This window comes from Mesorhizobium sp. WSM3862, assembly GCF_002294985.1.
Taxonomy (GTDB): Bacteria; Pseudomonadota; Alphaproteobacteria; order Rhizobiales; family Rhizobiaceae; genus Mesorhizobium.
Map to the genome: position 1 here is coordinate 103,847 of NZ_NSGE01000013.1, position 25,791 is coordinate 129,637.

Annotated in this window: 19 protein-coding genes; 16 read left to right on the top strand and 3 right to left on the bottom strand. The window is 63.2% G+C overall.

Annotated features, from left to right (window positions below; genetic code table 11):
• The first annotated feature begins 68 nt into the window (after positions 1–68).
• From CK224_RS27990 to CK224_RS28030, 9 genes are all read left to right on the top strand, one after another.
• Positions 69–1,235 (top strand): ABC transporter permease subunit, encoded by a 1,167-nt coding sequence (locus CK224_RS27990; RefSeq protein ID WP_245426267.1) that lies wholly within the window; start codon positions 69–71, stop codon positions 1,233–1,235.
• Between the two features lie 3 nt (positions 1,236–1,238).
• Positions 1,239–2,318 carry an amino acid ABC transporter permease gene (locus tag CK224_RS27995; protein WP_095784022.1) on the top strand — a complete coding sequence of 360 codons (1,080 nt, stop codon included), beginning with the start codon at positions 1,239–1,241 and terminating at the stop codon, positions 2,316–2,318.
• 13 nt (positions 2,319–2,331) lie between these two features.
• Positions 2,332–3,087, top strand: a complete 756-nt coding sequence (locus CK224_RS28000) for an amino acid ABC transporter ATP-binding protein (RefSeq protein WP_095784023.1) — start codon at positions 2,332–2,334, stop codon at positions 3,085–3,087.
• Positions 3,088–3,140: 53 nt separating this feature from the next.
• A complete protein-coding gene (locus CK224_RS28005; protein ID WP_095784024.1) occupies positions 3,141–4,547 on the top strand; it encodes an FAD-binding oxidoreductase in 1,407 nt (468 codons plus the stop codon).
• Between the two features lie 117 nt (positions 4,548–4,664).
• A complete protein-coding gene (locus tag CK224_RS28010) occupies positions 4,665–6,335 on the top strand; it encodes a thiamine pyrophosphate-binding protein (RefSeq protein WP_095784025.1) in 1,671 nt (556 codons plus the stop codon).
• Positions 6,332–8,428 carry a hydantoinase/oxoprolinase family protein gene (locus CK224_RS28015; protein ID WP_095784026.1) on the top strand — a complete coding sequence of 699 codons (2,097 nt, stop codon included), beginning with the start codon at positions 6,332–6,334 and terminating at the stop codon, positions 8,426–8,428. Before CK224_RS28010 ends, CK224_RS28015 begins: the two co-directional genes overlap by 4 nt.
• Entirely contained in the window at positions 8,425–10,044 is a 1,620-nt protein-coding gene (locus tag CK224_RS28020; RefSeq protein WP_095784027.1) for a hydantoinase B/oxoprolinase family protein, read from the top strand. Before CK224_RS28015 ends, CK224_RS28020 begins: the two co-directional genes overlap by 4 nt.
• Positions 10,041–11,243, top strand: coding sequence for a pyridoxal phosphate-dependent aminotransferase (locus tag CK224_RS28025; RefSeq protein WP_095784028.1), 1,203 nt, complete (start codon positions 10,041–10,043; stop codon positions 11,241–11,243). The genes CK224_RS28020 and CK224_RS28025 overlap by 4 nt, the downstream gene beginning before the upstream one ends.
• A gap of 3 nt (positions 11,244–11,246) precedes the next feature.
• Positions 11,247–12,059 carry an NAD(P)-dependent oxidoreductase gene (locus CK224_RS28030; RefSeq protein WP_095784029.1) on the top strand — a complete coding sequence of 271 codons (813 nt, stop codon included), beginning with the start codon at positions 11,247–11,249 and terminating at the stop codon, positions 12,057–12,059.
• Between the two features lie 77 nt (positions 12,060–12,136).
• Here the strand turns inward: CK224_RS28030 and CK224_RS28035 are convergent, their stop codons facing one another.
• Positions 12,137–13,513 (bottom strand): aspartate aminotransferase family protein, encoded by a 1,377-nt coding sequence (locus CK224_RS28035; RefSeq protein WP_095784030.1) that lies wholly within the window; start codon positions 13,511–13,513, stop codon positions 12,137–12,139.
• A 263-nt stretch (positions 13,514–13,776) separates the two neighbouring features.
• On the opposite strand from CK224_RS28035, the gene CK224_RS28040 reads away from it, so the two are divergent.
• The 3 genes from CK224_RS28040 (at position 13,777) to CK224_RS28050 (ending at position 17,387) form a co-directional block, all read left to right on the top strand.
• Entirely contained in the window at positions 13,777–14,895 is a 1,119-nt protein-coding gene (locus tag CK224_RS28040) for an NAD(P)/FAD-dependent oxidoreductase (RefSeq protein WP_095784031.1), read from the top strand.
• 166 nt (positions 14,896–15,061) lie between these two features.
• A complete protein-coding gene (locus CK224_RS28045; RefSeq protein WP_095779447.1) occupies positions 15,062–15,850 on the top strand; it encodes an enoyl-CoA hydratase-related protein in 789 nt (262 codons plus the stop codon).
• Between the two features lies 1 nt (position 15,851).
• Positions 15,852–17,387, top strand: a complete 1,536-nt coding sequence (locus CK224_RS28050; protein WP_280952289.1) for a 3-hydroxyacyl-CoA dehydrogenase — start codon at positions 15,852–15,854, stop codon at positions 17,385–17,387.
• Between the two features lie 91 nt (positions 17,388–17,478).
• Here the strand turns inward: CK224_RS28050 and CK224_RS28055 are convergent, their stop codons facing one another.
• Together CK224_RS28055 and CK224_RS28060 are read right to left on the bottom strand one after the other, a co-directional pair.
• Entirely contained in the window at positions 17,479–18,093 is a 615-nt protein-coding gene (locus CK224_RS28055) for a Crp/Fnr family transcriptional regulator (protein ID WP_176478038.1), read from the bottom strand.
• A gap of 555 nt (positions 18,094–18,648) precedes the next feature.
• Positions 18,649–19,245, bottom strand: coding sequence for a hypothetical protein (locus CK224_RS28060; protein ID WP_176478039.1), 597 nt, complete (start codon positions 19,243–19,245; stop codon positions 18,649–18,651).
• A gap of 372 nt (positions 19,246–19,617) precedes the next feature.
• Between CK224_RS28060 and CK224_RS28065 the strand changes: the two genes are divergently transcribed.
• The 4 genes from CK224_RS28065 (at position 19,618) to CK224_RS28080 (ending at position 25,718) form a co-directional block, all read left to right on the top strand.
• The gene (locus CK224_RS28065) at positions 19,618–21,708 is read left to right on the top strand and encodes a polysaccharide biosynthesis tyrosine autokinase (protein ID WP_066992066.1); all 2,091 of its coding nucleotides are present in this window, start codon (positions 19,618–19,620) and stop codon (positions 21,706–21,708) included.
• Between the two features lie 20 nt (positions 21,709–21,728).
• On the top strand, positions 21,729–22,292 hold the full coding sequence (locus CK224_RS28070) for a transcription termination/antitermination NusG family protein (protein ID WP_095784035.1): 564 nt from the start codon (positions 21,729–21,731) through the stop codon (positions 22,290–22,292).
• Between the two features lie 272 nt (positions 22,293–22,564).
• Positions 22,565–24,313 carry a hypothetical protein gene (locus CK224_RS28075; RefSeq protein ID WP_245426271.1) on the top strand — a complete coding sequence of 583 codons (1,749 nt, stop codon included), beginning with the start codon at positions 22,565–22,567 and terminating at the stop codon, positions 24,311–24,313.
• Positions 24,314–24,497: 184 nt separating this feature from the next.
• Complete coding sequence (locus CK224_RS28080) at positions 24,498–25,718, top strand: glycosyltransferase (protein ID WP_095784036.1); 1,221 nt, start codon at positions 24,498–24,500, stop codon at positions 25,716–25,718.
• The last annotated feature ends 73 nt before the right edge of the window (positions 25,719–25,791 follow it).

Below are 25,791 nucleotides of genomic sequence, written 5' to 3' on the forward strand. Positions count from 1 at the left end.
TCAACGCAGCTCGCTCTGAGCTCCGCCTGGCACCGCCAGGCGGAGCCGGCGACAATTCGGGGAAGACCATGATGGTCAGCCTGCTAAGAAATCAGAGGGTCCGCAATACGCTTTTACAGGTTCTTTATGTCGGCTCGCTTGCCGCGATGATCCTTGCCTGCGTGATGATCGCCCGGCGGAACCTGGCGCAGCAAGGCATCACCTCCGGCTTTGACTTCCTGTTCAAGTCGACGGGCTGGGATGTCAACTTCTCGCTGCTGCCCGCCACCGCCAACGACCCCTACTGGTGGTTCGTCCTCATCGGCGTGATCAACACGCTATTCCTGGGATGCACCGGGCTGATCCTGGCGACGATCGTCGGCACCATCGTCGGCCTGGCGCGGACCTCCTCGAACGAGCTGGCGCGGCTGCTTGGCCGCACTTATGTCGACATTTTCCGCAACATCCCGCTGATCCTCCAGGTCTTCTTCTGGTACGCCGTCATCACGCATCTGCCGACGCCACGCGCCGCGCACGAGGCCTTCGGCATTCTGCTGACCAGCCGCGGCCTCTATGTGCCGGTCCCCAATGTCGGCGGCGTCGCGTTTGCGGCAGCTTTCCTTGCCGTAATCGCGGCGATCGCGCTGCCGGTTTGGCTGGGCCGGACCACGCGCCTCAGCCAACCGCCCGGCGAGCGGCTCGGCATTCAACTGACCGCGGCCGCGACGGCACTGGCCAGCGCAGTCATTATCCTTGCGCTGGGCCGCCTGCCGGACCTGCCGCTGCTCGACTTCCCTGCCCTGCAAGGCCTCAACCTCAAGGGCGGCCTGCGCATTCCTCCCGAATTTTCCGCTTTAGCCATCGCCATCGCCATCTATGGCGGCTCCTACATCGCCGAGATCGTGCGCGGCGGCTTCAAGGCAGTCGGCAAGGGCCAGATGGAGGCCGCACTTTCGCTGGGGCTGAGCCCCTGGCGCGTGTTCACGCTGGTGCGGCTGCCGCTGGCGCTGCGTGCCATGCTGCCGATCCTCGCGAACCAGTATGTCTGGCTGATGAAGGCGACGACCATGGGCATTGCGGTGGGCTTCACCGACTTCTTCATGATCGTGGCGCTGACCATCAACCACTCCGGCCAGACGCTGGAAGCGATCGGTATCCTGATGGCAGGGTTCCTGGCGATCAATCTCAGCCTGGCCGCCGCGTTCAACCGCATCAACAAAACCATTGCCCTCAAGGGCAATCAGTTGAGGGGGTGAGTGATGGAGATGGTAATTGTCGCTCCCCCTGCCCCTGGCAAGCTCGAAGACCTGAGGCGCCGTTTCTTCGCCACGCCGCTGCAGGCGCTGCTGTCGCTGATATCGCTGGCGATCATGGCTTTCGTTCTCTGGAAGCTGTTGAACTGGGCGGTGTTCTCAGCGGTGTTCACCACCAGCGGCGGGCCCGAGGCCTGCCAGGCGGCGGCAGGAGCCTGCTGGTCGGTCATTGCCGCCAGGTGGCGCATCATCCTCTTCGGCCTCTATCCCTTCGAGGAGCAATGGCGCTCGGCCTTGGCCTGTGTGGCCGTCGTGGTCATGACCGTGCTGAGCTGCATTCCGGCCTTTTGGACCGGCCGCCGCATCGCGCTCGTCTGGGGCGCCGGAACGGCGCTCTACTATGTGCTGATGAAAGGCGGCGTGCTCGGCCTTCCCTATGTCGGCGAGGAAGCCTGGGGCGGATTGGCGCTCACCCTTTTCATCTTCGTCACCACCTGCCTGATCGGCTTCCCGCTGGCGATCTGCCTGGCTCTCTTGCGCCGCTCGGAGCTGCCCTGGATATCCAGGACCACGGGCCTGATCATCGACGGCGTGCGCTCGCTGCCGCTGATCTCTATTCTCTTCACCTTCGCCGTCGTGCTGCCTTTCGCGCTGCCGCAATGGATGGCAGGCGACAAGCTGTACAGAGTCATTCTCGGCTCGGCCCTGTTCTTCTCGGCCTATCAGGCCGAGATCGTGCGCGGCGGCATGCAGGGCGTTCCGAAGGGCCAGGAAGAAGCCGCCATGGCGCTCGGCATGAGCTACTGGCAGCGCATCGGCCGCATCCTCCTGCCGCAGGCCATGCGCAACGCGCTGCCGGCGACGATCAACCAGTTCGTCATCTCGTTCAAGGAAACCTCGCTGGTGGTTATCGTCGGTTTCTTCGAGATCCTCGCTTCCGGCAATGCCGCCTACGGCACCGGCGAATGGCGCTTCGCCTATGTCGAGGTCTATGCCTTCATTGCGCTGATCTATTTCGTCTTCGTCTTCAGCCTGTCCCGCTACGGTGCTTACCTCGAGCGCCGCATGTCGGTCGGCGAACGGTAGGGAGGCGCGCAAAGTGATTTCGACGCAGTCATCCGGCGCCGCGGTTCATATCGAGAACCTGGACAAATACTACGGCTCCTTCCACGCGCTGCGGAACATAAACCTTTCCGTGAAGCGCGGAGAAAAGATCGTCGTCTGCGGCCCCTCGGGCTCCGGCAAGTCGACCATGATCCGCTGCATCAATCGGCTCGAGCAGCACAATGGCGGGCGCATCACCGTGCTCGGCACCGAGCTCAACGACGATGTCGGCAACATTGACGGGATCAGGCGCGAAGTCGGCATGGTGTTCCAGCACTTCAACCTGTTCCCGCACATGACCGTGCTGGAGAACTGCATGATCGCACCGATGATCGTGCGCAAGCGACCGCGCGCCGAGGCCGAGGCGACCGCCCGGCGCTATCTGGAGAAGGTCCGCATTCCCGAGCAGGCGACGAAGTTTCCCGGACAGCTCTCCGGGGGCCAGCAGCAGCGGGTGGCGATTGCGCGCGCCCTTTGCATGCAGCCGCAGCTCATGCTGTTCGACGAGCCGACCTCGGCGCTCGACCCGGAAATGATCGCCGAAGTGCTGGACGTCATGGTGACCCTTGCTTCGGAAGGCATGACGATGATCTGTGTCACGCACGAGATGGGCTTCGCGCGCCGCGTCGCCGACCGCGTCATTTTCATGGACCACGGCGAGATCGTCGAGGAGGCGCCGCCGGAGCAGTTCTTCACCTCTTGCCGGAACGAGCGCACCCGGCAATTCCTGTCGCAGGTGCTGGGTCATTGAGCCAGGCGCCGCTGCTGTCTATACGCGGCGTGCCACATATCGCAGGTATCGCAATGACCGATCCCGTCACCGCTTTGCGCGAGATTCTCGGACCGAAAGGCTGGCTTTCGGGCACCGACGCCGAGCCTTATCAGCGCGACTGGCTGAACCGCTATGGCGTCGCGCCTTTGGGCGTTGCCAGACCCGCGAACACGGCCGAAGTTGCGGCAGTCGTCAAGGCATGCCGGGTGGGCGGCGTGGCCGTGATTCCGCAAGGCGGAAACACCGGCCTGTGCGGCGGCGCCGTCGCCGATCGGGCGAACGCGGTGATCGTCTCGCTTTCGCGCATGACGGCAATAGGCGAACCGGATCCGGAGAGCGGGTCGATTGCGGTTGACGCGGGCGTTGTGCTCGCCGCGTTGCACGACGCGCTGGAGCCGCATGGCCTGATGTTCCCGATGCATCTCGGCGCCGAAGGCAGCGCCAGGATCGGCGGCCTGATCGGCACCAATGCCGGCGGCAGCCAGGCGTTTCGCTATGGCATGATGCAGGACCTTGTGCTCGGCCTCGAAGTCGTGACCCCGGACGGCGCGGTATGGGACGGCCTTCGCGCGGTGCAGAAGGACAATGCCGGCTATCAGCTGCGCAAGCTGTTCTGCGGTGCCGAAGGCACGCTCGGCATCGTCACGCGCGCTGTCCTCAGGCTCTATCCCACCCCAAAACAACAGGCGAGCGCGCTTCTGGTGATGTCCGACTTCGCCGCGGCCGTTTCCTTCGGCACCTATCTGCGCGGCGAGGCCGGCGAGTTCCTTGCCGGGCTCGAATTCTTCTCCGATGTCGGCCTGACGCTGGCGCTCAAGCATCTGCCTGATCTCGCCTACCAGCTGGAAACACGAGGCGACGTCTACCTGCTCGTCGAACTGGCGTCAGGTTCGGCGCGCGTTCCGCTGGAGGAGATCCTCGCTTCGGCACTGGAATGGGGTATGGAGGAAGGTCTGGTCGTGGATGGCGCGCTGGCCAATTCGGGCGCGCAGCGGGCGCAATTCTGGCGGCTGCGCGAGGAACAACCCGAGGGGCAGCGGCTGGAAGGCGAACAGTTGAAGCACGACATCTCGGTGCCGCCGGGCGCCATCGCCCGCTTCATCGAGACCGGCGCCGGGATTTGCGACGACATCCTGCCCGGCGTGCGGATCAACCCATTCGGGCATCTCGGCGACGGCAACATCCACTACAATCTGTCGCCGCCGGAAGGCCGCGCCGATTTCGACGGCAAGGCGGGACAATTTGCCGAGGCGCTGGCTGCGCTCGCTACCGAGATGGGGGGCAGCTTCGCGGCGGAACATGGGCTTGGGCGCGCCAAGATCGCCATGGCCGAGCGGAATCGCAGTTCTGTGGAGCGGGAACTCATGGCGCGGCTGAAGGGCGCGTTCGACCCGCAGGGCACGATGAATCCCGGCGTCCTGGTTCGAATTGCAGAATAAAGAAAAACTTTCGAATGGATCGCATTTCTTGATTTCGCGTCGGCCCGCCAGAGTGCAGGTATAAGTTCGAAAGGCAGGCTCCGTCTGCTTGCCACCAGCGTAAGAGGATGCCGAAGCATGGTCCGCAATGGCGGTCGCCTTCTTGTCGAGTGCCTGATCTCGCTTGGCGCGACCAAGAGCTTCGGCGTTCCCGGCGAAAGCTATCTCGCCGTTCTCGACGCGCTGCACGACACGCGTGGAAAGCTGGACTACGTGCTCTGCCGCAATGAGGGCGGTGCGGCTTTCATGGCTTCCGCCTACGGCAAGCTGACGGGCACGCCGGGCATCTGCTTTGTGACGCGCGGCCCGGGCGTGACCAATGCCAGCATCGGCGTGCACACCGCCATGCAGGACAGTTCGCCGATGATCCTCTTCGTCGGCCAGGTCGGCACCGACATCAAAGGCCGCGAAGCCTTCCAGGAAATAGACTACCGGGCGGTGTATGGAACCGTCGCAAAATGGGCGGTCGAGATCGATGACGTCGATCGCCTTCCCGAAATCGTGGCGCGGGCCTGGACCACCGCTTTGACCGGACGCCCCGGCCCCGTGGTGGTCGCGCTGCCGGAAGACATGCTGACGGCCATGACCGAAGCCGCGCCGCTCGGCGGGCCGGCGCCTATCTTCGAAGCGGCGCCGGCGCAGGAGGCAATTGCGTCGGTATTGAAGATGCTTGCCGCCGCCGAAAATCCGGTGCTGCTGATGGGCGGCGCCAACTGGACGGCTGACGGACGCGCGGCGCTTCAGGCTTTCGCCGAAGCCTCCGATATCCCGGTCGTGACAGCCTTCCGGTATCAGGACCAGTTCGACAACCATTCGCCGGTGTTCGTCGGCGAGGCCGGCGTCGGGATGGTGCCGCATGTGAAAAACTTGATCCGCGACGCGGACGTGATCCTCGCCGTCAATGTCCGCTTCGGCGAGATGACGACCGACGGCTACACCCTGCTCGAAGTTCCCGTACCGCGCCAGAAGCTGATCCACGTGCACGGCTCCGATCGCGAGATCGGCAAGATCTATGTGCCCACGATCGGTATCCATTCCGGTCCGAACGCCTTCGCCAAGGCGCTCACCCCGATCAAGGGTTCTTGGGCCGACTGGCGCACGACGGCACGCAAGGCCTATGAAGGCACGTTCGCTGCGCCCGTGCAGCCCGGCCCGGTCGACATGGTCGCGGTCAGCACCTGGCTGCGCGAGACGCTGCCGCCCGACGTCATCCTCACCAACGGCGCCGGCAATTTCACCGTGTGGCCGAACAAGTTCTTCAAGTTTGGACCGCAAGCGCGCCTGCTTGCGCCGCAATCCGGCGCCATGGGCTATGGCCTGCCGGCCGCGATCGCGGCCAAGGTCGCATACCCGCAACGCACCGTGGTCTGCTTTGCCGGTGACGGCGACTTCCAGATGAACTGCCAGGAACTCGGAACCGCCATGCAGGCCGGCGCGCAGCCGATCGTGCTGATCGTCAACAATGGCATATACGGCACCATCCGTGCCCATCAGGAGCGCAACTATCCGGCTCGCGTCTCCGGAACCTCGCTCGAGAATCCCGACTTCGTGGCGCTGGCGAAGGCCTATGGCTTTCACGCCGAGCGGGTCGAATCCACGGGGGATTTCGCGGCGGCGTTCGAGCGGGCGCTTAGCTCGACGACCGGCGCCGTCCTCGACATCGCCATCTCGCCCGAAGCGATAACGCCCCGGCAGACCCTCTCTCAGATGCGCGACGCCGCGCTCGCTTCCCAGAAGGCCAAGTCATGACCTCCAGAACTGACGACATCCGTCTCGGCGCGGACATCGGCGGCACCTTCACCGACATCGCCCTTGATGTCCGAGGGACGATGTTTTCGACCAAGGTGCTGACCAACTATGCGGCTCCCGAGCAGGCGATCCTCGACGGCATCGCCATCGTCATTCGCGACGCCGGAATTTCTCCGTCCGAGATCGGCATCATCATCCACGGCACGACACTCGCCACCAACGCGCTGATTGAGCGCCGTGGCGCGAAGACCGCGCTGGTCACGACGGAAGGGTTCCGCGACGTGATCGAGATGCGAACGGAAAACCGCTTCGAGCAGTATGATCTGAACCTGCAACTGCCGACGCCGCTGATCCCGCGCGAGGATCGCTTCACCGTCAAGGGCCGCATCGGCGCGGAAGGCCAGGAGCTGCAGCCGCTCGACGAAGCCGCTCTGGAAGAGATCGCCGACCGCATCGCGGCGGGCGGTTTCGGCTCGGTGGCGATCGGCTTCATCCATGCCTATGCCAACCCCGACCACGAGCGCCGGGCGCGCGAGATCCTTGCCAGAAAACTCGGCATCCCGATCTCGATCAGCGCCGAAGTCTCGCCGCAGATGCGCGAGTTCGAACGCTTCAACACGGTCTGCGCCAACGCCTATGTGCGGTCGCAGATGGCCGACTATCTCGCCCGCCTGCAGACGCGCCTGAAGGACATGGGCGCCGATTGCCCCGTCTTCATGATCCATTCCGGCGGCGGCCTGATCTCGGTGGAGACCGCTTCGGAATTTCCGGTCCGGCTGGTCGAATCCGGCCCGGCGGGCGGCGCGATCTTCGCCGCAGACATCGCCAGGCGCTTTGGTCTTGAGAAGGTCGTCTCCTACGACATGGGCGGAACCACCGCCAAAATCTGCCTGATCGAGGACTATGCGCCGCGCACGGCGAGAACCTTCGAAGTGGCGCGCACCTACCGCTTCTCGAAGGGCTCGGGCATGCCGATCTCCATCCCGGTTATCGAGATGATCGAGATCGGCGCCGGCGGCGGTTCCATCGCCTGGGTCGACGCCATGGGCCGTATCCAGACCGGGCCGGAGAGTGCCGGCTCGGAGCCGGGGCCGGCCTGCTACGGGCGCGGCGGCAAGCGTCCGGCGATCACGGATGCCGATCTCGTGCTCGGCAAGCTCGACCCCGACAATTTCGCCGGCGGAGCGATCAAGCTGGACAGCACTGCGTCCGAGCAGGTGATTCTGCGCGATGTCGGCGAGCGGCTGTCGCTCGATGCCATGTCGACGGCCTTCGGCATCTGCGAGGTAGTGGACGAGAACATGGCCAATGCCGCCCGCGTCCATGCGGTCGAGAACGGCAAGAACATATCCGACAATCTGATGATTGCCTTCGGCGGCGCCGCCCCGCTTCACGCGGCGAGACTGTGCGAAAAGCTCGGCATCGACCAGTGCATCGTTCCGCGCGGCGCCGGCGTCGGCTCGGCGATCGGCTTCCTCAAGGCGCCGTTCGGCTACGAGGCGCTGGCCTCGAAGCTGACGCGCCTGTCGCGGTTCCAGCCTGCCGAAGTGAATGCCCTGCTCGCCGATCTCAAGGCCTCCGCCGAGGGTTTTGTGCGCGGCGGCGCCAGCGGCAGGATCGTCTGCGAAATCACCGCCTTCATGCGCTATGCCGGCCAGGGCTGGGAAATCCCCGTGCCGGTGGCAGACGAGCCGTTCGGCGACGATGCCGTTTCAGAACTCAAGGCGTTGTTCGAGGAGAATTACCAGCGCTTCTTCGGCCGCGCCATCGAGGGGCTCGACGGACTGGAAATCGAGATCGTCACCTGGTCGGTCAAGGCGACGGATGTCCGTCCCGCCGTCGCCAGGCACGAGCTCACAACTGGCAAGAAGACGAGCGAACTCAAAACGACCCGCGAGGTGTTCGATCCGGTCAGCGGCGCGCCGCGCAGCTACGGCATCGTCGAGCGCGACACGCTCCGCCCCGGCGATCGGATCGCGGGCCCCGCGGTCATCGTCGAGCGCGAAACTTCCACCGTCGTCACCACCAGCTTCGACGCCGTCATCCAGAGCGACGGCGCTATCCTCCTGATCCGCAAAGGCAGCCAGGCATGAGCGATATTGGCGAAATCCGCATGCAGGTCATGTGGAACCGGTTGATCTCGGTCGTCGAGGAGCAGGCGCTCACCCTCCTGCGCACCGCCTTCTCGACTTCGGTGCGCGAATCCGGCGACCTGTCGGCTGGCGTGTTCGACCCGCGCGGCCAGATGCTTGCGCAGGCAGTCACCGGCACACCGGGCCACGTCAACACCATGGCCGAGGCGGTGCTGCATTTCATGCACGAAATCCCGCGCGACCAGATGTTCGAGGGCGACACCTACGTCACCAACGATCCTTGGCAGGGCACCGGGCACCTGCACGACATCACCATGGTGTCCCCGTCCTTCTTCAACGGCGAGCTCGTCGCCTTCTTTGCCTGCACGGCGCATGTCGTCGATGTCGGCGGGCGCGGCTTCGGCGCCGACGGGAAGTCGGTCTACGAGGAAGGCATCCAGATCCCGATCATGAAGTTCGCGGAAAAGGGCAAGGTCAATCTCGATCTGGTCAGGATCCTCCGCGCCAATGTCCGCGAGCCCAACCAGGTGGTCGGCGATTTCTATTCGCTCGCTGCCTGCAACGAGGTCGGGCACCGGCGCCTCGTCGACATGATGAAGGAGATCGGCCTGACCTCGCTGGATGGGTTAGGCGATTTCATCTTCTCGCGCACCCGCGACGCCATGCTGGAACGCATCGAGGCGCTGCCCAAGGGAAGCTGGTCGAACGAGTTGGTGACCGACGGCTACGACGAGCCGGTCAAACTCGCGGCCACGGTGTCGGTCCGCGAGGACCATGTCGAGGTCGACTTCACCGGCACCGACCCGATGAGCCGCTGGGGCATCAACTGCCCGATCATCTACAGCAAGGCCTATGCCTGCTATGCGCTGAAATGCATGGTGGCGCCCGACATCCCGAACAATGCCGCCTCGCTCGCCTTCTTCACCGTGTCGTCGCCGGTCAACATCCTGAATGCCGTGCGGCCGGCCCCGGTGGCGTTGAGGCACATCTTCGGCCACATGGTGCCCGATCTGGTACTTGGCGCGTTCTCCAAGGCGTTGCCCGGAAAGATCCTCGCCGAAGGCGCCGGCGCGCTGTGGAACATCCACATTTCGGCGCGGCCCGTCGCCGGCCCGTCCGGCCGCCGCGCCGAAGTGCTGATGTTCAACTCCGGCGGCATGGGCGCGCGGCCTGAGCTCGACGGCTTGTCGGCGACGGCCTTCCCGTCCGGTGTCCATACGATGCCGATCGAGGCGACGGAGCATACCGGTCCGATCGTGATCTGGCGCAAGGAGCTGCGGCCGAATTCCGGCGGCGACGGCGAGTTCCGCGGCGGCCTGGGTCAGATCATCGAGATCGCCGCGACCGACGGCCACGAGTTCGACTTCTCCGCCATGTTCGACCGCGTGAACCATCCCCCGCGCGGACGCAATGGCGGCGAGCCCGGCGTCGCCGGCGTGGTCAAGCTCGACGACGGCACAAAGATGCGCCCCAAGGGCTGGCAGCACGTGCCCGCCGGGCGGCGGCTGATCCTCGAACTGCCGGGCGGCGGCGGCTATGGCGATCCGGCCAAGCGCAGCGCCGCCGCGCGGGCCAACGACCGATCCAAGGGTTACATCTCGGAGAACGACCAATGAGTTACGTTGCCTCGCGCCTCTCGGCGGTGAAGCCTTCGGCTTCCATGGCGGCTTCGCAGGCCGCCAAGGCGCTGCGCGCCAAGGGTGTGGACGTGATCGACCTCGGGTTGGGCGAACCCGATTTCCCGACCCCGCTTCACATCATCGATGCCGCGCATTTTGCCGCCAAGGCCGGACAGACGCTCTACACCGCCGCCGCGGGCACCATCGAAGTGCGCGAAGCCGTCGCCGGCAAATTCCGCCGCGAGAACAGCCTGGACTACACGGCCGACGACATCGTGGTCGCCAACGGCGCCAAGCAGATCATCTTCAACGCGCTGATGGCGACGCTGGAGCCAGGCGACGAGGCGATCCTGCCGGCGCCCTATTTCGTCTCCTATCCGGAAATGGTGAAGCTGCTCGGCGGCACGCCCGTCGTCGTCGAATGCCCGGAGACCACAGGCTTCCGGCTGACGCCGGCGCTGCTGGAAAAGGCAATCACGTCAAGGACAAAGTGGCTTTTCCTCAACATGCCCGGCAACCCGTCCGGTGCGGTCTATTCCGCGTCCGATCTCAAGGCGCTGGGCGCGGTGCTGGCAAAACACCCGCAGGTGCTGGTCCTTTCCGACGAGATCTACGAGCACATTCTCTTCGACGGACGCGAATTCGTCTCCTTCGGCAAGGCCTGCCCCGAGCTCAAGGACCGCACCCTGATCGTCAACGGCGTCTCGAAGTCCTATGCGATGACCGGCTGGCGCGTCGGCTACGCAGCCGGCCCCGCGCCACTCATCAAGGCGATGTCGACGATCCAGAGCCAGTCCTGCACCTCGGTGTGCTCGATCGCACAAGCCGCGACCGTCGCCGCCCTCAACGGTCCGCAGGATGAAGTCGCGCGCTTCCGGCAGGCCTTCGAGGCGCGCCGCAACCTGGTAGTGGACGGCATCAAGAAGATAAACGGACTGACGTTGTCGCCGCCGGAAGGCGCCTTCTACGCCTATATCGGCTGCGCCAGCCTGATCGGCCGCAAGACGCCCAAGGGCCTAGTCCTGGAGAATGACGCGGCCGTGGCCAACTATCTTCTCAACGAAGGACGCGTGGCGTCGGTGCCGGGTGTCGCCTATGGACTGTCACCCTATTTCCGCATCTCGACGGCGACCGGCGAAGGGGTGCTGGCCGAGGCGATTTCGCGGATCAATGCCGCCGTCGCGCAAGTGGAGTAAACGATGCCGCACTACGAACGTATATTGATCACCGGTGCCGCTGGCCGGCTCGGCTCGCAATTGCGCAAGGGACTGGTGCCGCTGGCAAGCAAGATCCGCCTGGCGGGCCGCGGGCCGTTCAGCGATCTTGCGCCTCATGAAGAAGAAGCCGTCTTCGATCTTGCCGACATGGAGGCGACCATCGCGGCCACCAAGGACTGCGATGCGATCGTGCATTTCGGCGGCGCGCCGCTCGAATGCGAGTGGCAGACCATCCTCGATTCCAGCATTCGCGGCTCCTACCACATCTATGAAGGCGCGCGGAAACACGGCGTGAAGCGCGTCGTCTACGCCTCCTCGGTACATGCCATCGGCTACCACGAGATCGAGGCGCACATCGGCGTCGACGCGCCGGTGCGCCCGGACAGTCTTTATGGCGTGTCGAAAAATTTCGTCGAAAGCCTCAGCCGGCTCTACTGGGACAAGTTCGGCATCGAGACGGTGTGCCTGCGCATCTTCTCGTCTTTCCCCGAGCCGGCAGACCGGCGCATGCTGTGGTCGTATCTTTCCTTCGCCGACTGCGTGCGCCTGGTCGAGGCATCGCTGACGGCGCCGCGCGTCGGCCACACCATCTCGTTCGGCCTATCCAACAACAAGCTGAAGATGGTCGACAACAGCGGCGCCGATCATCTCGGATTCATCCCGCAGGACAGCGCCGAACCGTTCCGCGCCGCCGTCGAGGCGAAGACTCCCGTTCCCGACCCAAAGAGGCCGTCGGTGAAATATCTCGGCGGCTGGTTCTGCGAACTCGGTCATCCGGACGACAAGCCCGAATAACCATGCCTCGCAAGCAGGTCAGTTCGGAAATGCCGACCTGACCCAGCCGACACGGCGCTCCCATAGTGATCGATGGTTCAGCCCTGTGGCCGGACCTGCGGCAGCGCGGCCTCGAGCGACCGTTCGAACGCGTCGACCAAAGCGTCGACCTGAGTCTCGGTAATGATCAGCGGCGGACAGAAAGCGATCGCATCGCCCATGTTGCGCGAGATCACGCCGTTGTGCTGCATGAACCCATTGACCAGCGCACCGAGAGCCGCAGGCTTGCCCCATGGCGCCTTGCTCGCCTTGTCGGCGACCAGCTCGACGGCGGCGATCAGGCCGACGCCACGCACCTCGCCCACCAGTGGATGGGAACCGAGCTTGCGCAGCCTGGCCTGCAAATGCGCGCCGACCCTGCGCGCATTGCCGACAAGGTCGCGCTCCTCGATCAGCTTGAGGTTTTCCAGCGCGACGGCCGCGGCGACGGGATGACCGCCGCCGGTGAAGCCGTGGCCGAAGGTGCCGATGCGATCGCTCTCGTCGGCGATCGGTTCGAAAACCTTGTCGTTGATCAGCAGCGCCGAGATCGGCAGGTAGGACGACGAGATCTGCTTGGACAACACCATGATGTCGGGCTTGATGCCGAAGGTCTGCGAACCGAACATCTCGCCGGTGCGGCCGAAGCCGCAGATGACCTCGTCGGCCACTAAAAGAATGTCGTATTTCGACAGCACCGCCTGGATTTTTTCCCAATAGCCGGCGGGCGGAACGACGACGCCGCCGGCGCCCATGATCGGCTCGCCGATAAAGGCGGCGATGGTTTCCGGCCCCTCTGCGAGGATCAGTTTTTCCAGGTCGTCGGCCAGACGGCTGGAAAACTGCTCCTCGCTTTCCCCTGGCTCGGCATCGCGCCAGTGGTGCGGCGTCGAGGTGTGCAGGATATTGGCGATCGGCAGGTCGAAGGACAGATGATTGTTCGGCAGCCCGGTCAGGCTTGCGGACGCGATGGTGACGCCATGATAGCCACGCTTGCGGCTGATGATCTTCTTGCGCGCCGGCCGGCCGAGCGCGTTCGACCGATACCAGATCATCTTGATCGCCGTGTCGTTGGCCTCCGAGCCCGAATTGGTGAAATAGGCCTTGCTCATCGGCACCGGCGCCATCTGCACCAGCTTCTCGGCGAGGTCGATCAACGGCGAATGCGCCTTCGAGCCGAAATCGTGATAGAAGGGCAGCTTCGACATCTGCCGCGTGGCCGCCTCGACCAGTCGCTTTTCCGAGAAGCCGACGGCAACGCTCCACAGGCCGGCCATCGCCTCGATATAGCGGTTCCCGGCAATGTCCTCGACATAGATGCCGTCGCCCTTTTCGATGACCAGCGGTCCCGTTTCCTGATGCTTGCGGGCATTGGTGTAGGCGTGCATGTGGTAGCGGATATCGCGGGCTTCAGGGGAATTCGGTCTGGCGTCCATGATGGCTCCTGTCTGCGAGTGTAGGACCATCTCGCTGGTCGAGAAGTCCGAAATTTGCCCTCGTGTCTGAGCTGTGATGCATCATCGCACGTTCAAGCCGCAAGAGCCGCCCTGTCAGGATCGATAGCGCCATGGGAACCTGGCGCATGGTCGGTCTCGCAAGCCGCGGCGGGCACATGATTGCCCTACAGCAATGGACAACAGCCAGATGATCCTTGAGAAAGGGCTGTGAGGCGCCGCTCGCGCAACCGAATGGACTGGGCATGGAACGGGTTGACTGCGTGATTGCCGGTGCCGGCGTGGTGGGCCTCGCGATCGCGCGCGGCCTTGCCGCGCAAGGTTTCGACACGCTGATCCTCGAAGCGGCGGATGCCATCGGCACCGAGACGAGCTCGCGCAATTCGGAAGTCATCCATGCCGGCATCTATTATCCGCAGGGCTCGCTCAAGGCGCGGCTCTGCGTGGCCGGACGCGAGATGCTCTATCGCTACTGCGCCGAGCGCTCGATCCCGCACCGGCGCTGCGGCAAGCTGATCGTCGCGACCGATGATGCGCAGGAGCCGGTGCTTGCCAACATTCGAGCCAATGCCGCGGCGTGCGGCGTCGGTGACTTGCGTTTCCTCTCCGCCGCCGAGGCTCACGCGCTTGAGCCAGCGCTGCATTGCACGGCTGCGCTGCTTTCGCCCTCCACCGGCATCATCGACAGCCACGCGCTGATGCTCGCCCTGCTCGGCGATGCCGAGGGAAGCGGTGCGATGCTGTCGCTCAACACCCGCATCGTGTCGGGCCGGATCGAAGCCGACCGCATCGTGCTCCAGACGACCAGCACGGGGAGCGGCGAAGATTTCGAGATCGCCATATCGCGGCTCGTGAACGCGGCGGGCCTCGGTGCTGTCGCGCTTGCCGGCTCGATCACAGGATTCGATCGCCGGTTCCTGCCCGGCCTTTGCTACGCCAAAGGCAACTATTTTTCAGTGGCGAAGCGAGCGCCCTTTTCGCACCTCATCTATCCCGTGCCGGAGCCCGGCGGGCTCGGCGTCCATCTGACGCTCGACCTTGCCGGCACGGCGCGCTTTGGGCCTGACGTCGAATGGACCGATGCGCTCGACTACCGCGTCGACCCCGCACGCGGCACCCGCTTCTATGCTGAAATCCGCAAATACTGGCCGGAACTGGCCGACGGCAGCCTGCAGCCGGCCTATAGCGGTATCAGGCCAAAGCTTTCCGGTCCCCGCAAAGCCAACAGAGATTTCGTCGTCCAGGATACCGGGACGCATGGCATCACGGGCCTGGTCAATCTGTTTGGCATTGAAAGCCCCGGGCTGACCTCGAGCCTGGCCATCGCGGAGCATGTGACGCGCATCTTGCTGGAGCATCGCTAATGGACATCGGAGCTCGAGCGAAAACATGACGCTGAGAAGCCGGCTCCGGCCTGCGGACCGCCCCGATCGCACGGGCCGCAGCAAACAATATCCTTGCGGGCCTCGCGGCTGCTGACCATAGTTCGGGTATGAAATTAAGTCTCCCTGTTAGATTCCGCAGCATGAAATGAGTTCCGCGAAAGAATCCCTCGTTGTCGTCGAGAGCCGCCCTGTCGAGAATGTGGGGCTGGTCGAAATCAATCGTCCCGAAGTGCGCAACGCGCTCAACCTCGAAGTGCGGGAGAAGCTGGCCGCCGCCGTGGCAAGCTTTTCCGAGGACACGGAAATCCGCTCGATCGTCATTGCTGGGCGCGGCGGCAACTTCGCTGCAGGAGCCGACATAAAAGCGTTCGAAAAGCTCGGCTCGGCCGACATGCTTCTGCAGCGCACCCACCGCTACTGGGACGCGATCGCCAGGTGCCCGAAGCCGGTCATTGCCGCGGTCGAAGGCTTCGCGCTGGGCGGCGGGTGCGAGCTTGCCATGCACGCCGACATCATCGTCGCCGCAAGGTCAGCCACTTTTGGCCAGCCTGAAGTCAAGCTCGGCTTGATGCCGGGCGCCGGCGGCACCCAGCGCCTGCTCAGGGCAATCGGCAAATACAAGACGCTGATGCTCCTTCTCACCGGCGACCTGTTTTCGGCCGAGGATGCCGAGCGTGCCGGCTTGGTCAGCACCCTGACGGATGAGGGCCAGGCCTTGCAGGATGCGCTGCAAATCGCTGAGAGGATCGGCCGTCTTCCGCCGCTGGCCGTCGAGCAGATCAAGGAGGCGGTCGTCAACGGCGAAGACGCTCCGTTGGAAACCGCCTTGAGGCTGGAACGCAAAGCCTTCCAGCTGCTTTTCGATACCGCGGACAAACGGGAGGGCATTGCCGCCTTCCTGGAGAAGCGCGGACCCTCGTTCAAGGGGCGCTGACTTGGCAGGCGCGGGAGGGGAGCCCACCAGTCGGATCGGGAAAGCCGGTGTCGTAGGCGCCGGGGTGATGGGTTCCGGCATAGCGGAGGTCCTGGCGGCGGCAGGCATCGATGTGATGATGGTCGATGATGCCCCCGGAAAGGCGGCGGCGGCCATCGAGCAAATCGCGTCGCGTCAGCGCGCCAGGGCAGCCGCCGGCAAAGTCAGCTCGGAGGTAGTCGAGAAGCTGCTCGCCCATATCGAACCTGCCGAAACACTTGGGCGACTGGCAGGCGCCGATCTGGTGGTGGAAGCTATTGTCGAACGTCTCGAGCCCAAACGTCAGCTCATCGAGGCGCTGGAGACAATCGTCAGGCCGGACGCCATCATCGCGACCAACACCTCTTCGCTGTCCGTCACGGCGATCGCTTCCGCGGCCAAGCGGCCTGAGCGGATTGCCGGCTACCATTTCTTCAATCCCGTGCCCGTGATGAAACTGGTCGAGGTCATCTCAGGAGCTCACACGGCGCCTGGGGTCGAGCACACGCTGGTCGAGCTTGCAGCCCGCTTCGGCCACCGGCCCGTCGTCGCCAGCGACACGCCCGGCTTTATCGTCAATCACGCCGGCCGTGCCTTCGGCACCGAGGCCCTGGCCATGCTGCGGGAGGGCGTGGCCTCGATCGCCGAGATCGATGCGATCCTGCGCGACGCCGCCGGCTTCAGGATGGGCCCCTTCGAATTGATGGACCTCACCGGGCTCGATGTCTCCCACCCGGTGATGGAGAGTGTCTACAACCAGTTCTATCACGATCCGCGTTACCGCCCTTCCGTCATCGCGGCGCAGCGTGTGGCGGCGGGCCTGCTCGGGCGCAAGACCGGACGCGGCTTCTATGCCTACGACGGCAACCGGCAAGCCGTTCCGCCCGCATCAACACAGCCGGCGGAGACCAGCGGGATTCCGGACCGTGTCACCGTCTTGGCCGACAATGACACCGGCGAAATGCAAAAACTGGTCGCGTCGGCCGGCGCCACTGTTTGCGGCCGCCAGGATCAGGCGCTAGGGCGAGACGGCCTCATCCTCGTAGGGTTGGAAGGGCACGACGTCGCCGGCGCCGCGATGCGTCTTGGCCTCTTACCTTCACTATGCCTCGGGTTCGATCCCTATTTCGGCCTGGACCGTCACGTCACGCTCGTCGCGTCGGCGGCGACGTCCGACAAGGCCAGGAGCGCCGCCCTCGCGCTTGTCAAACGCGCCGGCCGCAAGGCGACCCTAGTGAGCGACAGTTGCGGCGCGGTCTGCCAGCGCGTCGTCGCGATGATCGTCAATATCGGCTGCGAGATCGTCGAGCAGAAGATTGCATCGGCGGCGGATGTCGACGCCGCCGTACGGCTGGGGCTCGGCTATCCCCACGGACCGCTGGAGTGGGGCAACAAGCTCGGCCCTGCCCGCATTCTGCGCATCCTGGATACGATCCATGACCGCACCCGGGATCCTCGCTACCGCGCAAGTCTTTGGCTGCGACGGCGCGCCGAATTGGGGCTTGCGCTGGAAGAATAGGCTGGCCGGAAGGAGACGATTTGGCCCAAACGGTTCGAGCAGTTCAGCACTCCCGCGCTGAACTGCCCGTGCCGGGCCTGAGCGCCTTGCATCAGCTCGAAATGTAGGACGGATCAAATCCGGCTGTTTTGATCAGTCCCGGAAGATCGTGCAACTCGACGACCCCGTACCGGAATGAGGCCAGGGCGGTCTGACGCAACGTTTTCAACACGCGACTTACATGCACAGCCGAAAGTCCCAATGCATCGGCCAGTTCGCCCTGGGTCAGCGGGCATTCGAAGCGGGCCGGATAGCTCGTTGCCGATCGATGTGAGCGGCAGGCCAGTTCGAGAAGGAAATGGGCCGTGCGCTCAACGGCACCCCTTCTGCTGACGCTTGCCAGGTGTTCCGCAACCCTTGAATATCGATCCGCCTCAGCCCGCAGGATTGCTTCGCAGATGGACTGCGGATAACGCGCAGAACATGTACGGACGGGACCGGCCAGCTCAATCGCGATAACGTCCGAGAGGGCCGTCACCGTATCGCCCGCTTTTCCGGCGAACTCGATCACCGCAATTTCGCGAGGAAGCGCAAAATCGACGATGAGACGTGAGCCATTCGGCAATGTCTTCGCAAATGCCGCCCAGCCGGCGATCATAATCAGAATAGAGGATTTGGTGTGGTATTCGCCTGCAATAGTCGCGTTGGCCGCATAGGTGCGGCGCACGGCTCCTGGCAGTACAGAGATTCCCCTTTCCCAGCTTGCGTCAGCAAGCGTGGGTCCTTTCACCAATCCAACTTGCTTCGATAAGTTCATTTCCCCGAATCGCCCAAGCCCATGATCCACCCCCCCGGGTCAACCTGAAGCTGCAACTATCGACTAGGCAAAAAGTTCCATCTGTCACCTCATCCGAATTGCAGCGCAGTCTACCACCTTTTGGTACAACCCTACACCCTTGGTATATTAAAGTCGCTCAGGCAGCACAGCTTTGGCTTGCAGCGCACGATGACTTCGGAACAACCGCTCGTGCCGCACCGATGCCAAGCAGCATGCCGCGGCGTGCCCGCATGCCGTCGAAATGCAGGCCCCACCGCACCGATCCCGCATACTGCGCCCGACAGTATCGTCTGGACCATCGCAAAGCCCCGGCGGGAGGCCGAGAGTCTCGTCATTACGCGCGACGCTGCGGATGCAGCGAAAAGTTGAACCGCGCTGTCGGTCCGGACAGGCTGCCCGAGAACCTGCCGCCGGAACACCGATCCTTGTCTTCGAACCTTGTTGTCAGGGGCCCCCACCCGTCGATGAGGCAAAATTGCGCCCTGCCGATTGCGTTGACGCCGGAGCCGCGGATTCAGGTCGCGGACCGGGCGCTTGCAGCTCTTGCCAAGGCGGCCCTGGGATATATCGCGTCTCGCTTTCTGGATTGTCCGTCGCGCCGACCGCGACGGTTTGCACCATTGCTCCGGCTTCCGGCTTCCGGCGCGAACGCCTGACGCTGTAGGTCTGTCGCCGCTCCTCGGCGACTTCCAGGCCGTCTATTGCCGACGCGACCAATGCGAGCCGGTCCTCGATTTGCTTCATACGCCTCCAGGTGGAAAGCAAGGCCAATGAAACGAGGACGCAATAGGCGAGAAGGGCGGCGATCGCCCCCGCCCAATTCTCGATACCCAACAATAGCAACATGACAGTGCCGATAATGACGGCAAGGGTCCCGTAGCCCAGCGGCCGGCCCTTAAGAAGAAGCATCAGCGGCAGGGTTGCCGCCAGCAGAAGAATGACCCCGGGACCGTCGAGCACCCAACCTGCAAAACTCGGAACGACTTCGCTATAAGTGTCCATGTCAACCTCAGAACTGCCGAGGCCGGCCGCTTCTCTCATCGTCAGGAGCATCCTTGACGATCGTAGCGTTGTAGTAGACCTCCCTGAAGGGCGAGAGGAAGGTGTCTCGGCGACTTCTTAAAGCTCGGAGAGGCATACGGGGTAGACCAGATCGACCTTTAGCCGAGTTACTACTCAATAATGGTAATGGCGGCGATGTCCGCGAAGCTGATATGTTTCTGCCTTACCGGTGACGCGATCGGTGAGTGGGCGCAGAAGAGCGATTTGGACATGTCGGCGGGACACCAACCCTTACGATTCATGCGTTTGAGAGCGCATAACAGCTAGCTGCCCGACCCATTTTGAAATGAACGCCATTCAGCCGACGCTGAAGGGCTGGGAGTTGTGCTGTCGATCGTGAGGATTCGGGAAATGGCCAATCCAACTGATAATCCGAGGATGATTCGGGAATTCCTGCCCCTCGACGTCAGGGAAGTCTTCGATTTCTTTCTTCGTCGGTGGAAGCTGGTGTGCGGAATTGCCGTCATCACTTTCACACTGTTTATGGCTGCCGCATATATTCTTCCGACAACATACACCGGCGTCTCTCAGATATTGCTTGACGCTCCGATCGACTATATGACTCCACAGGATTACTCCAATTCTGATTTTTCTGACAATCCAACGTTCATTGAAAGTCAGATCGCTGTCTTGAGGTCTGCGTCACTTCTTCAGCAGGTCGTCGACAGCCAAAAGCTGGCGGAAGACCCCAAGATAGGACCGGGAGCATTGATATGGCTCCAGAACGCGCTGGGAGTTTCGCGCGTCGGGCTTGGCAACGTCATTGAGCTTGATGTAGGCGCCTACGATCCGGAAAAAGCGGCATCGCTCGCGAACGCGATTGCCCAGGCCTATGTAGCAGATCGAATAAGGTCCCGTTACGAAGGGGTCCAGAAGGCCTCCTCGTGGCTCAGCGATCGGGCCGCCTATCTGCGAGCGGAACTCAGCCGTTCGGAGCAAGCTGTCCAGAAGTTTCGGATCGATCACAATTTAGTGGCGACGCAGGCGGGCAGCTTGACTGACCAGCAGCTGTCCGAGTTGAACGTCGCCCTAATCAACGCGCGCGCCGAGTTATCCGAGAAACGTTCGCAATATCAGCAAGTTAGCAAGGTACAGGCTGCCGGAGGTGACATCCAGTCGATTCCGGACGTGCTGCAGTCGGTGGTGATTAACGCGCTCAGGGCTCAGCTCTCCGGAGTGACCCGGCGGGAAGCCGACCTCAAATTGAAGTATGGCGAGCGGCATCCCGAGGTCTTGTCCGCTCAGGCCGAGCGCCGCGACATCGAGGGACAGATCGCTGCCGAAGTCCAGCGCCTGATCGGCAATCTGAAGAACGAGGTCGACGCGGCCGAAGCTCGGGAGGCTTCTCTGGCTCGCGCCCTGGACTCGGTATCCAACCGCTCCGAAATCGAAGGTCAGGTTGGCGTCCAGTTACGCGATCTGGAGAGGATCGCGGCCGCGAACAAGGAACTCTTTGAGACGTTCCTGTCACGCGCCAAGCTCACCGAAGAGAAATCCACCCTCCTCAACAGCGGCGTGCGTGTAATCACCGATGCGAGCGTTCCTGGCGCGCCAAGCTTCCCAAACAGGCCTCTTTTTGCGGCTTTGGGTGTGGTTTTCGGCATCTTCTTCGGGGGCGCCGGCGCCGTGCTGCGTGAACTCTTCGCTTCCGGCTTCATGGCAAAGAAGCAGATCGAGGAAGAATTGGCAGTTCCGGTTCTTGCGTCGATGCCAAGGATGTCAGGCTGGTCGAAAGACGTCCATGCTCAGCCTGTGGCCTATCTCGAGCGCAAACCGCTCTCCAGGTACAGCGAAGCGGTGCGGCGGCTTCGCCTCGGTATCCAGGCCACGCCGGAACTGGACCGTTCGCCGCGCCTGGTGCTCGTGACATCAGCGATGCCCGGGGAAGGCAAGACAACGCTGGCATTGAGCCTGGCTTGCTCGGCGGCTGCCGACGGCGAACGGGTTCTGGTCATCGACGCGGACTTGCGTCTTTCGGCCGCCACGGCCTTCTTCGGCATGGCTGACAAGGTCGGATTGGTCGATCTCCTGACTTTGCCGGTGAAGGCCGCAAACGCGATCCATCTGGACGAACGCTCGGGCATATCCATGCTGCCCGCAGGAGCAAGAACCCGCAACCCGCCTGCCCTTCTTGCTTCGGCGCGAATGCGCTCGCTGCTTGAAGAAGTTCGGGGAAAATTCGACACGGTGATCATTGACGCACCACCCGTCGGACCCGCGGCCGATGCCTCGATCCTGGCCAGGCATGTCGACAAGGTCGTCTTCGTCGTGAGGTGGCGGGAAACCTCGCGCGAGGCCGTTGCCGAAGGAATTCGACATCTTGGCGATCGGTCCAAGCTTGCGGGCATTGCCCTGACGATGGTGGACGAACCAAAGCTGCCCAGATACGGCCGTTACACGTCGCTCGAAAGCAGTGTCTCGGACAGTTACTACCTCAATTAGGGAAGAGACAGTATTGCGTCATGCTGCACACTAACTTCTGCAACAACGGTTTTCCTGACTCGGCGGACAAAAGTCACGGCGGCGAAGCTGCGCGCTGGTGCGTGGTCCAGACGCACCAGCATTCCGAGAGCCTTGCCGAGCGGCACCTGCTATCGCAGAACTTCCGGACCTATCTGCCCAAGCGCAGGCGAACCGTCCGGCACGCCCGCAGGGTCAGGACCGTCTCCAGCGCGTATTTCGACTGCTATCTGTTCGTCTCCCTGGCTGTCCATCAGCAGAGCTGGTACCCGATCAACTCGACCGTGGGCGTCCGAAAGCTCGTCATGAGCAAGGGCATGCCGGTACCGGCGCCTTATGGGGTGGTTGAATCCTTGATATCGGCAACCGATGAGGACGGGATTTTGCACCCGGACATCCTGTTGAGGCCGGGCCAGAAAATCAGGATCATAGACGGGCCATTTTCGGACCAGCTCGGGATTCTTGATCATGTCGGAAGCGCCGGAGCGGTCAGAATTCTTCTCGACATCATGAACCGGTCTACTCCTATCACTATTGATCGGGACAAGTTGTCGATAGTGTCTTAAAACTACTCGGTGAGTTTTTACTCACCGCTTTCGTTACACAGATGCCGAAATACTCGGCAGGGAGTGATGAGTTGGCACCCAATTCACCCTCGGTGCGGTAGCCTGCGAAGGTGACGTCAGAACCTGCGGGCCGGCACTGAGACGATTGGTCGTTCGACATCCCAGGAACACCAGCCCACCGAGGGGCTTGGACCTACCGCACGCCAGTTCCACGACGTTTTCGGCGACGACGAGCGAGTGACGCTCGCCCGCGACCAATCACGAGAAATCTCTTGCAAACACCACGCAAGTCCAAATCGGCAGCCTTCCCTCCGGCCGGGGCCGGAGACCTTCGGGATCGTCTGCAGCCGCAGCAGTATCGCCGCTGGGCTACGGAGGCCAAGGCGGAGATCGTGGCGGAAACGTTGGCGCCGGGAGCGAATGTTTCAGCGTCGGCGAAGACTGTTGGCGCGGGCGCATTGGGCAGCCACTCAGGTGCAGCGCCGTATCAAACTGACGGAGGCGCTCCTTTCAGGAGGATTGAAACGGCGCCGGCACTGCCGATTGCCAGCGAACTGTTTCGAGCACTCAATGAAGCTGGCGTGAGGTACGGAATTATTCAGGATCTCGCGTCCGTGCCTGACGGATTTGCCGGACGGGATGATCTGGATGTGCTTTTGGACAAGCATGACTACCCGCTCTTCTGCTCCATCGTCTGTCAATTGCACGGCCGGCGCGGCGTGAGCCTCTCCTGCTACGACAATGTCTGTGCCGGCAGAGAAGACTGGTTCCTGCCTGACTTCACGCATGGCCGCTATCTCCATCTCGATATGCATATCGGTGCCCGCGTCGGCCGGGAATTTCGCAAGCGCTATCCGGCTTTCGATTATGCGGCGATCACGCGATGGGAGGCGATTTGCGTCGACGGAGTATCGGTTCCGGTGGTCTCTCCCGAAGACGAGCTTCGAATAGCGATTGCCCGCTTCGCCTTCCGCGCCTCGGCGCTTCCATGGAGGCAATGGATCACCCTCGACGAGGGTTGGAAGCAGCACTTTGCGCGCCTGCCGTCCACGTCGGACGAGCACGGCTTGCAGGTCGTCGACTGCACGTTTGACGGCGCAAGAACGGTGCGCTGCAGGTTCCTGCAAAGCGCCGATGCCTTGGCCGCCCACCGCGGAGATCTGGCCAGGCTGCGGCGTTCGATCCGGGAAATGTGTGGTTACACGGGACGCCCCGCTATCGCCGATGCGGCGGTGCATCTGGTGCGCAAGACCTGCTATCTCGCCCTGAGATCCCTCCACCGCTTGCTGCCGGGGCGCTTTCCACCGAAGAGACGGCCCGCAGCTGGTGGATTTGTGGTGGCCTTGATAGGTCCCGATGGCATGGGCAAGAGCACTCAGGCTACCCGGCTGAGGCAGATATTCGGCTGGAAATTCGGGTGTGCCCAAGTCTATGTCGGAACTGGCGATGGCAATGGATGGCGGCTTCGCAAGGCATTGCAGACCGTCGTCTCTCCCCATAGACGGCGCCTGAAGTCCTTGGCCCAGAACGATGGCAGCGATTCCTCCGGCCGGGCTTGGTCGAAGGGAGGACTTGTCGCTGCCGCGTTGGCGTTTTGGGCGGTTTTCATCGCGTTTGAGCGATACGCTGTGGTGAAACGCGCACATCGATGGTCGACGCGCGGCATGATCGTCATTTGTGACCGGTGGCCGCAGGCGCTCGGCAGGGGATATCTGGACGGGCCGACCATCCCCGCTCGCCTGTTCTCCGTCCCAGGCCTGTCAGCTCTCGCCCGGCTTGAGCAGCGACTCTACGAGAAGATGGCGGAACGCCGCCCACACCTCGTTTTGCACCTCGTTTCAGACTTTGCGGTCTCCGAACAGCGAAAGCCCGGGGACATCAGGAAAGAAGCGTTCGACGCGCGGCTATCCCTGATGGCGGAACTGCGGGCGAAGGACAAGGATATCCGGACCGTTGACGCCAGCGCCGGCATAGAGAGCGTCGGCCGCGAGTTGTTCAGGCATATCTGGCTGTCTCTCTGAGAGGCAAATCGGGCGGTCCAACCGCCCCGCATCATCCCCGACGTGCAGCTTTTACGCGATCGCGCCGAACGACGGGCGAGCCCGGCCCGTGCCCCGAAACCCGCGGAAGGCGCCCCGCGACACTCCCGCTCGATCCCCACGATCTCCCGCCGCTCCGGATTTCATGTCCCTGAGGTACAAGCAAATGAAGATCGTCCATGTGATCACCAGACTGCTTCGAGCCGGCTCCGAGGAGAACACTTTGGCTTGCTGTCTCGCTCAGGCGCGGCACGGCCATGAAGTGCTGTTGGTTCACGGCGCGGAATACGACCCGAGGTTACGGGCATCCCTTGCCGGAGCCCTGCGAGTGGTGACGCTGGAAAAACTCATCAATCCGATCTCGCCATCCCGCGACGTTTCCGCCTTAAGGCAGCTCACCCGCCTTATGCGTGATTGGCGGCCCGACATCGTGCACACCCATCAAAGCAAAGCCGGCATTGTCGGCCGCCTCGCTGCCAAGGAAGCCAATATCCCCGGCATCATACATGGTGTCCACATCTTGCCTTTCGTGCATGTCGGCCGCGGGCAGAGGCTGGTGTTCCTAGCCGCCGAACGCCTGGCCGCGAGGTTCACGCGCGCTTTCATCGATGTCAGTCAGGCTATGCGCGACATCTGCATCGCCAATCATCTGGGCAGCCCCGATCAGCACCATGTCGTCCATTCCGGCTTCGATCTGGCACGCTTCGCGAACGCGCGGTGGCCGCAAGATCCGCATCTGCTCCTGGGGACGGCTGCCGGGGAGCCAAAGCCGCCGGTGGTCCTGATGTTGGCCGCGCTGGAACCGAGAAAACGCCACGTCGAGTTCATTGAGGCATTCGGGCAAGTCGTTGACCGAGTTCCAAACGTGCGACTGCTCCTCGCCGGTGACGGACCGGCGCGTTCGGACGTTGAATCGGCGATTCAACGATCCCCATTCGCAAACAACATTCGCATGATCGGCTACCATAGCGAGCCCGAACGACTGATCAGCCTGGCGGACGTGTGCGTGCTGACCTCGATGCGAGAGGGATTGCCTCGCGTCATGATGCAGTATCTGGCCGGCGGTCGAGCCAGCGTGGTCTCGCATTTGCCCGGCGTGGAAGAGGTTGTTCGCCATGGCGTGAACGGAATTGTGACCCCGGCCGAGGATGTGGGCGCCGCGGCGGCGGCTGTCGCCGGTCTTCTCGAGAACCAGCAGCACCGCACTCAACTTGCCGACGGCGCGAAACGCACCGACCTGTCGTCCTGGGGGCTGGACGCCATGTGCGAAAGCGTCGAGCAGATTTATCAATCGGTGCTCGAGCCCGCCCCTTCGGCCGCGAGGCCAAACGAGGCAAGAATTCGTGACCGCCTCGCCGGGCAAACCTTCGGGCTGCACGGATTTTGATCAGCCTTCGCTGCTCCGATGGAGTTCGCAATGCAGGCTTACTTCTCGAACCATAGGAAGAACCTCGTGTCAC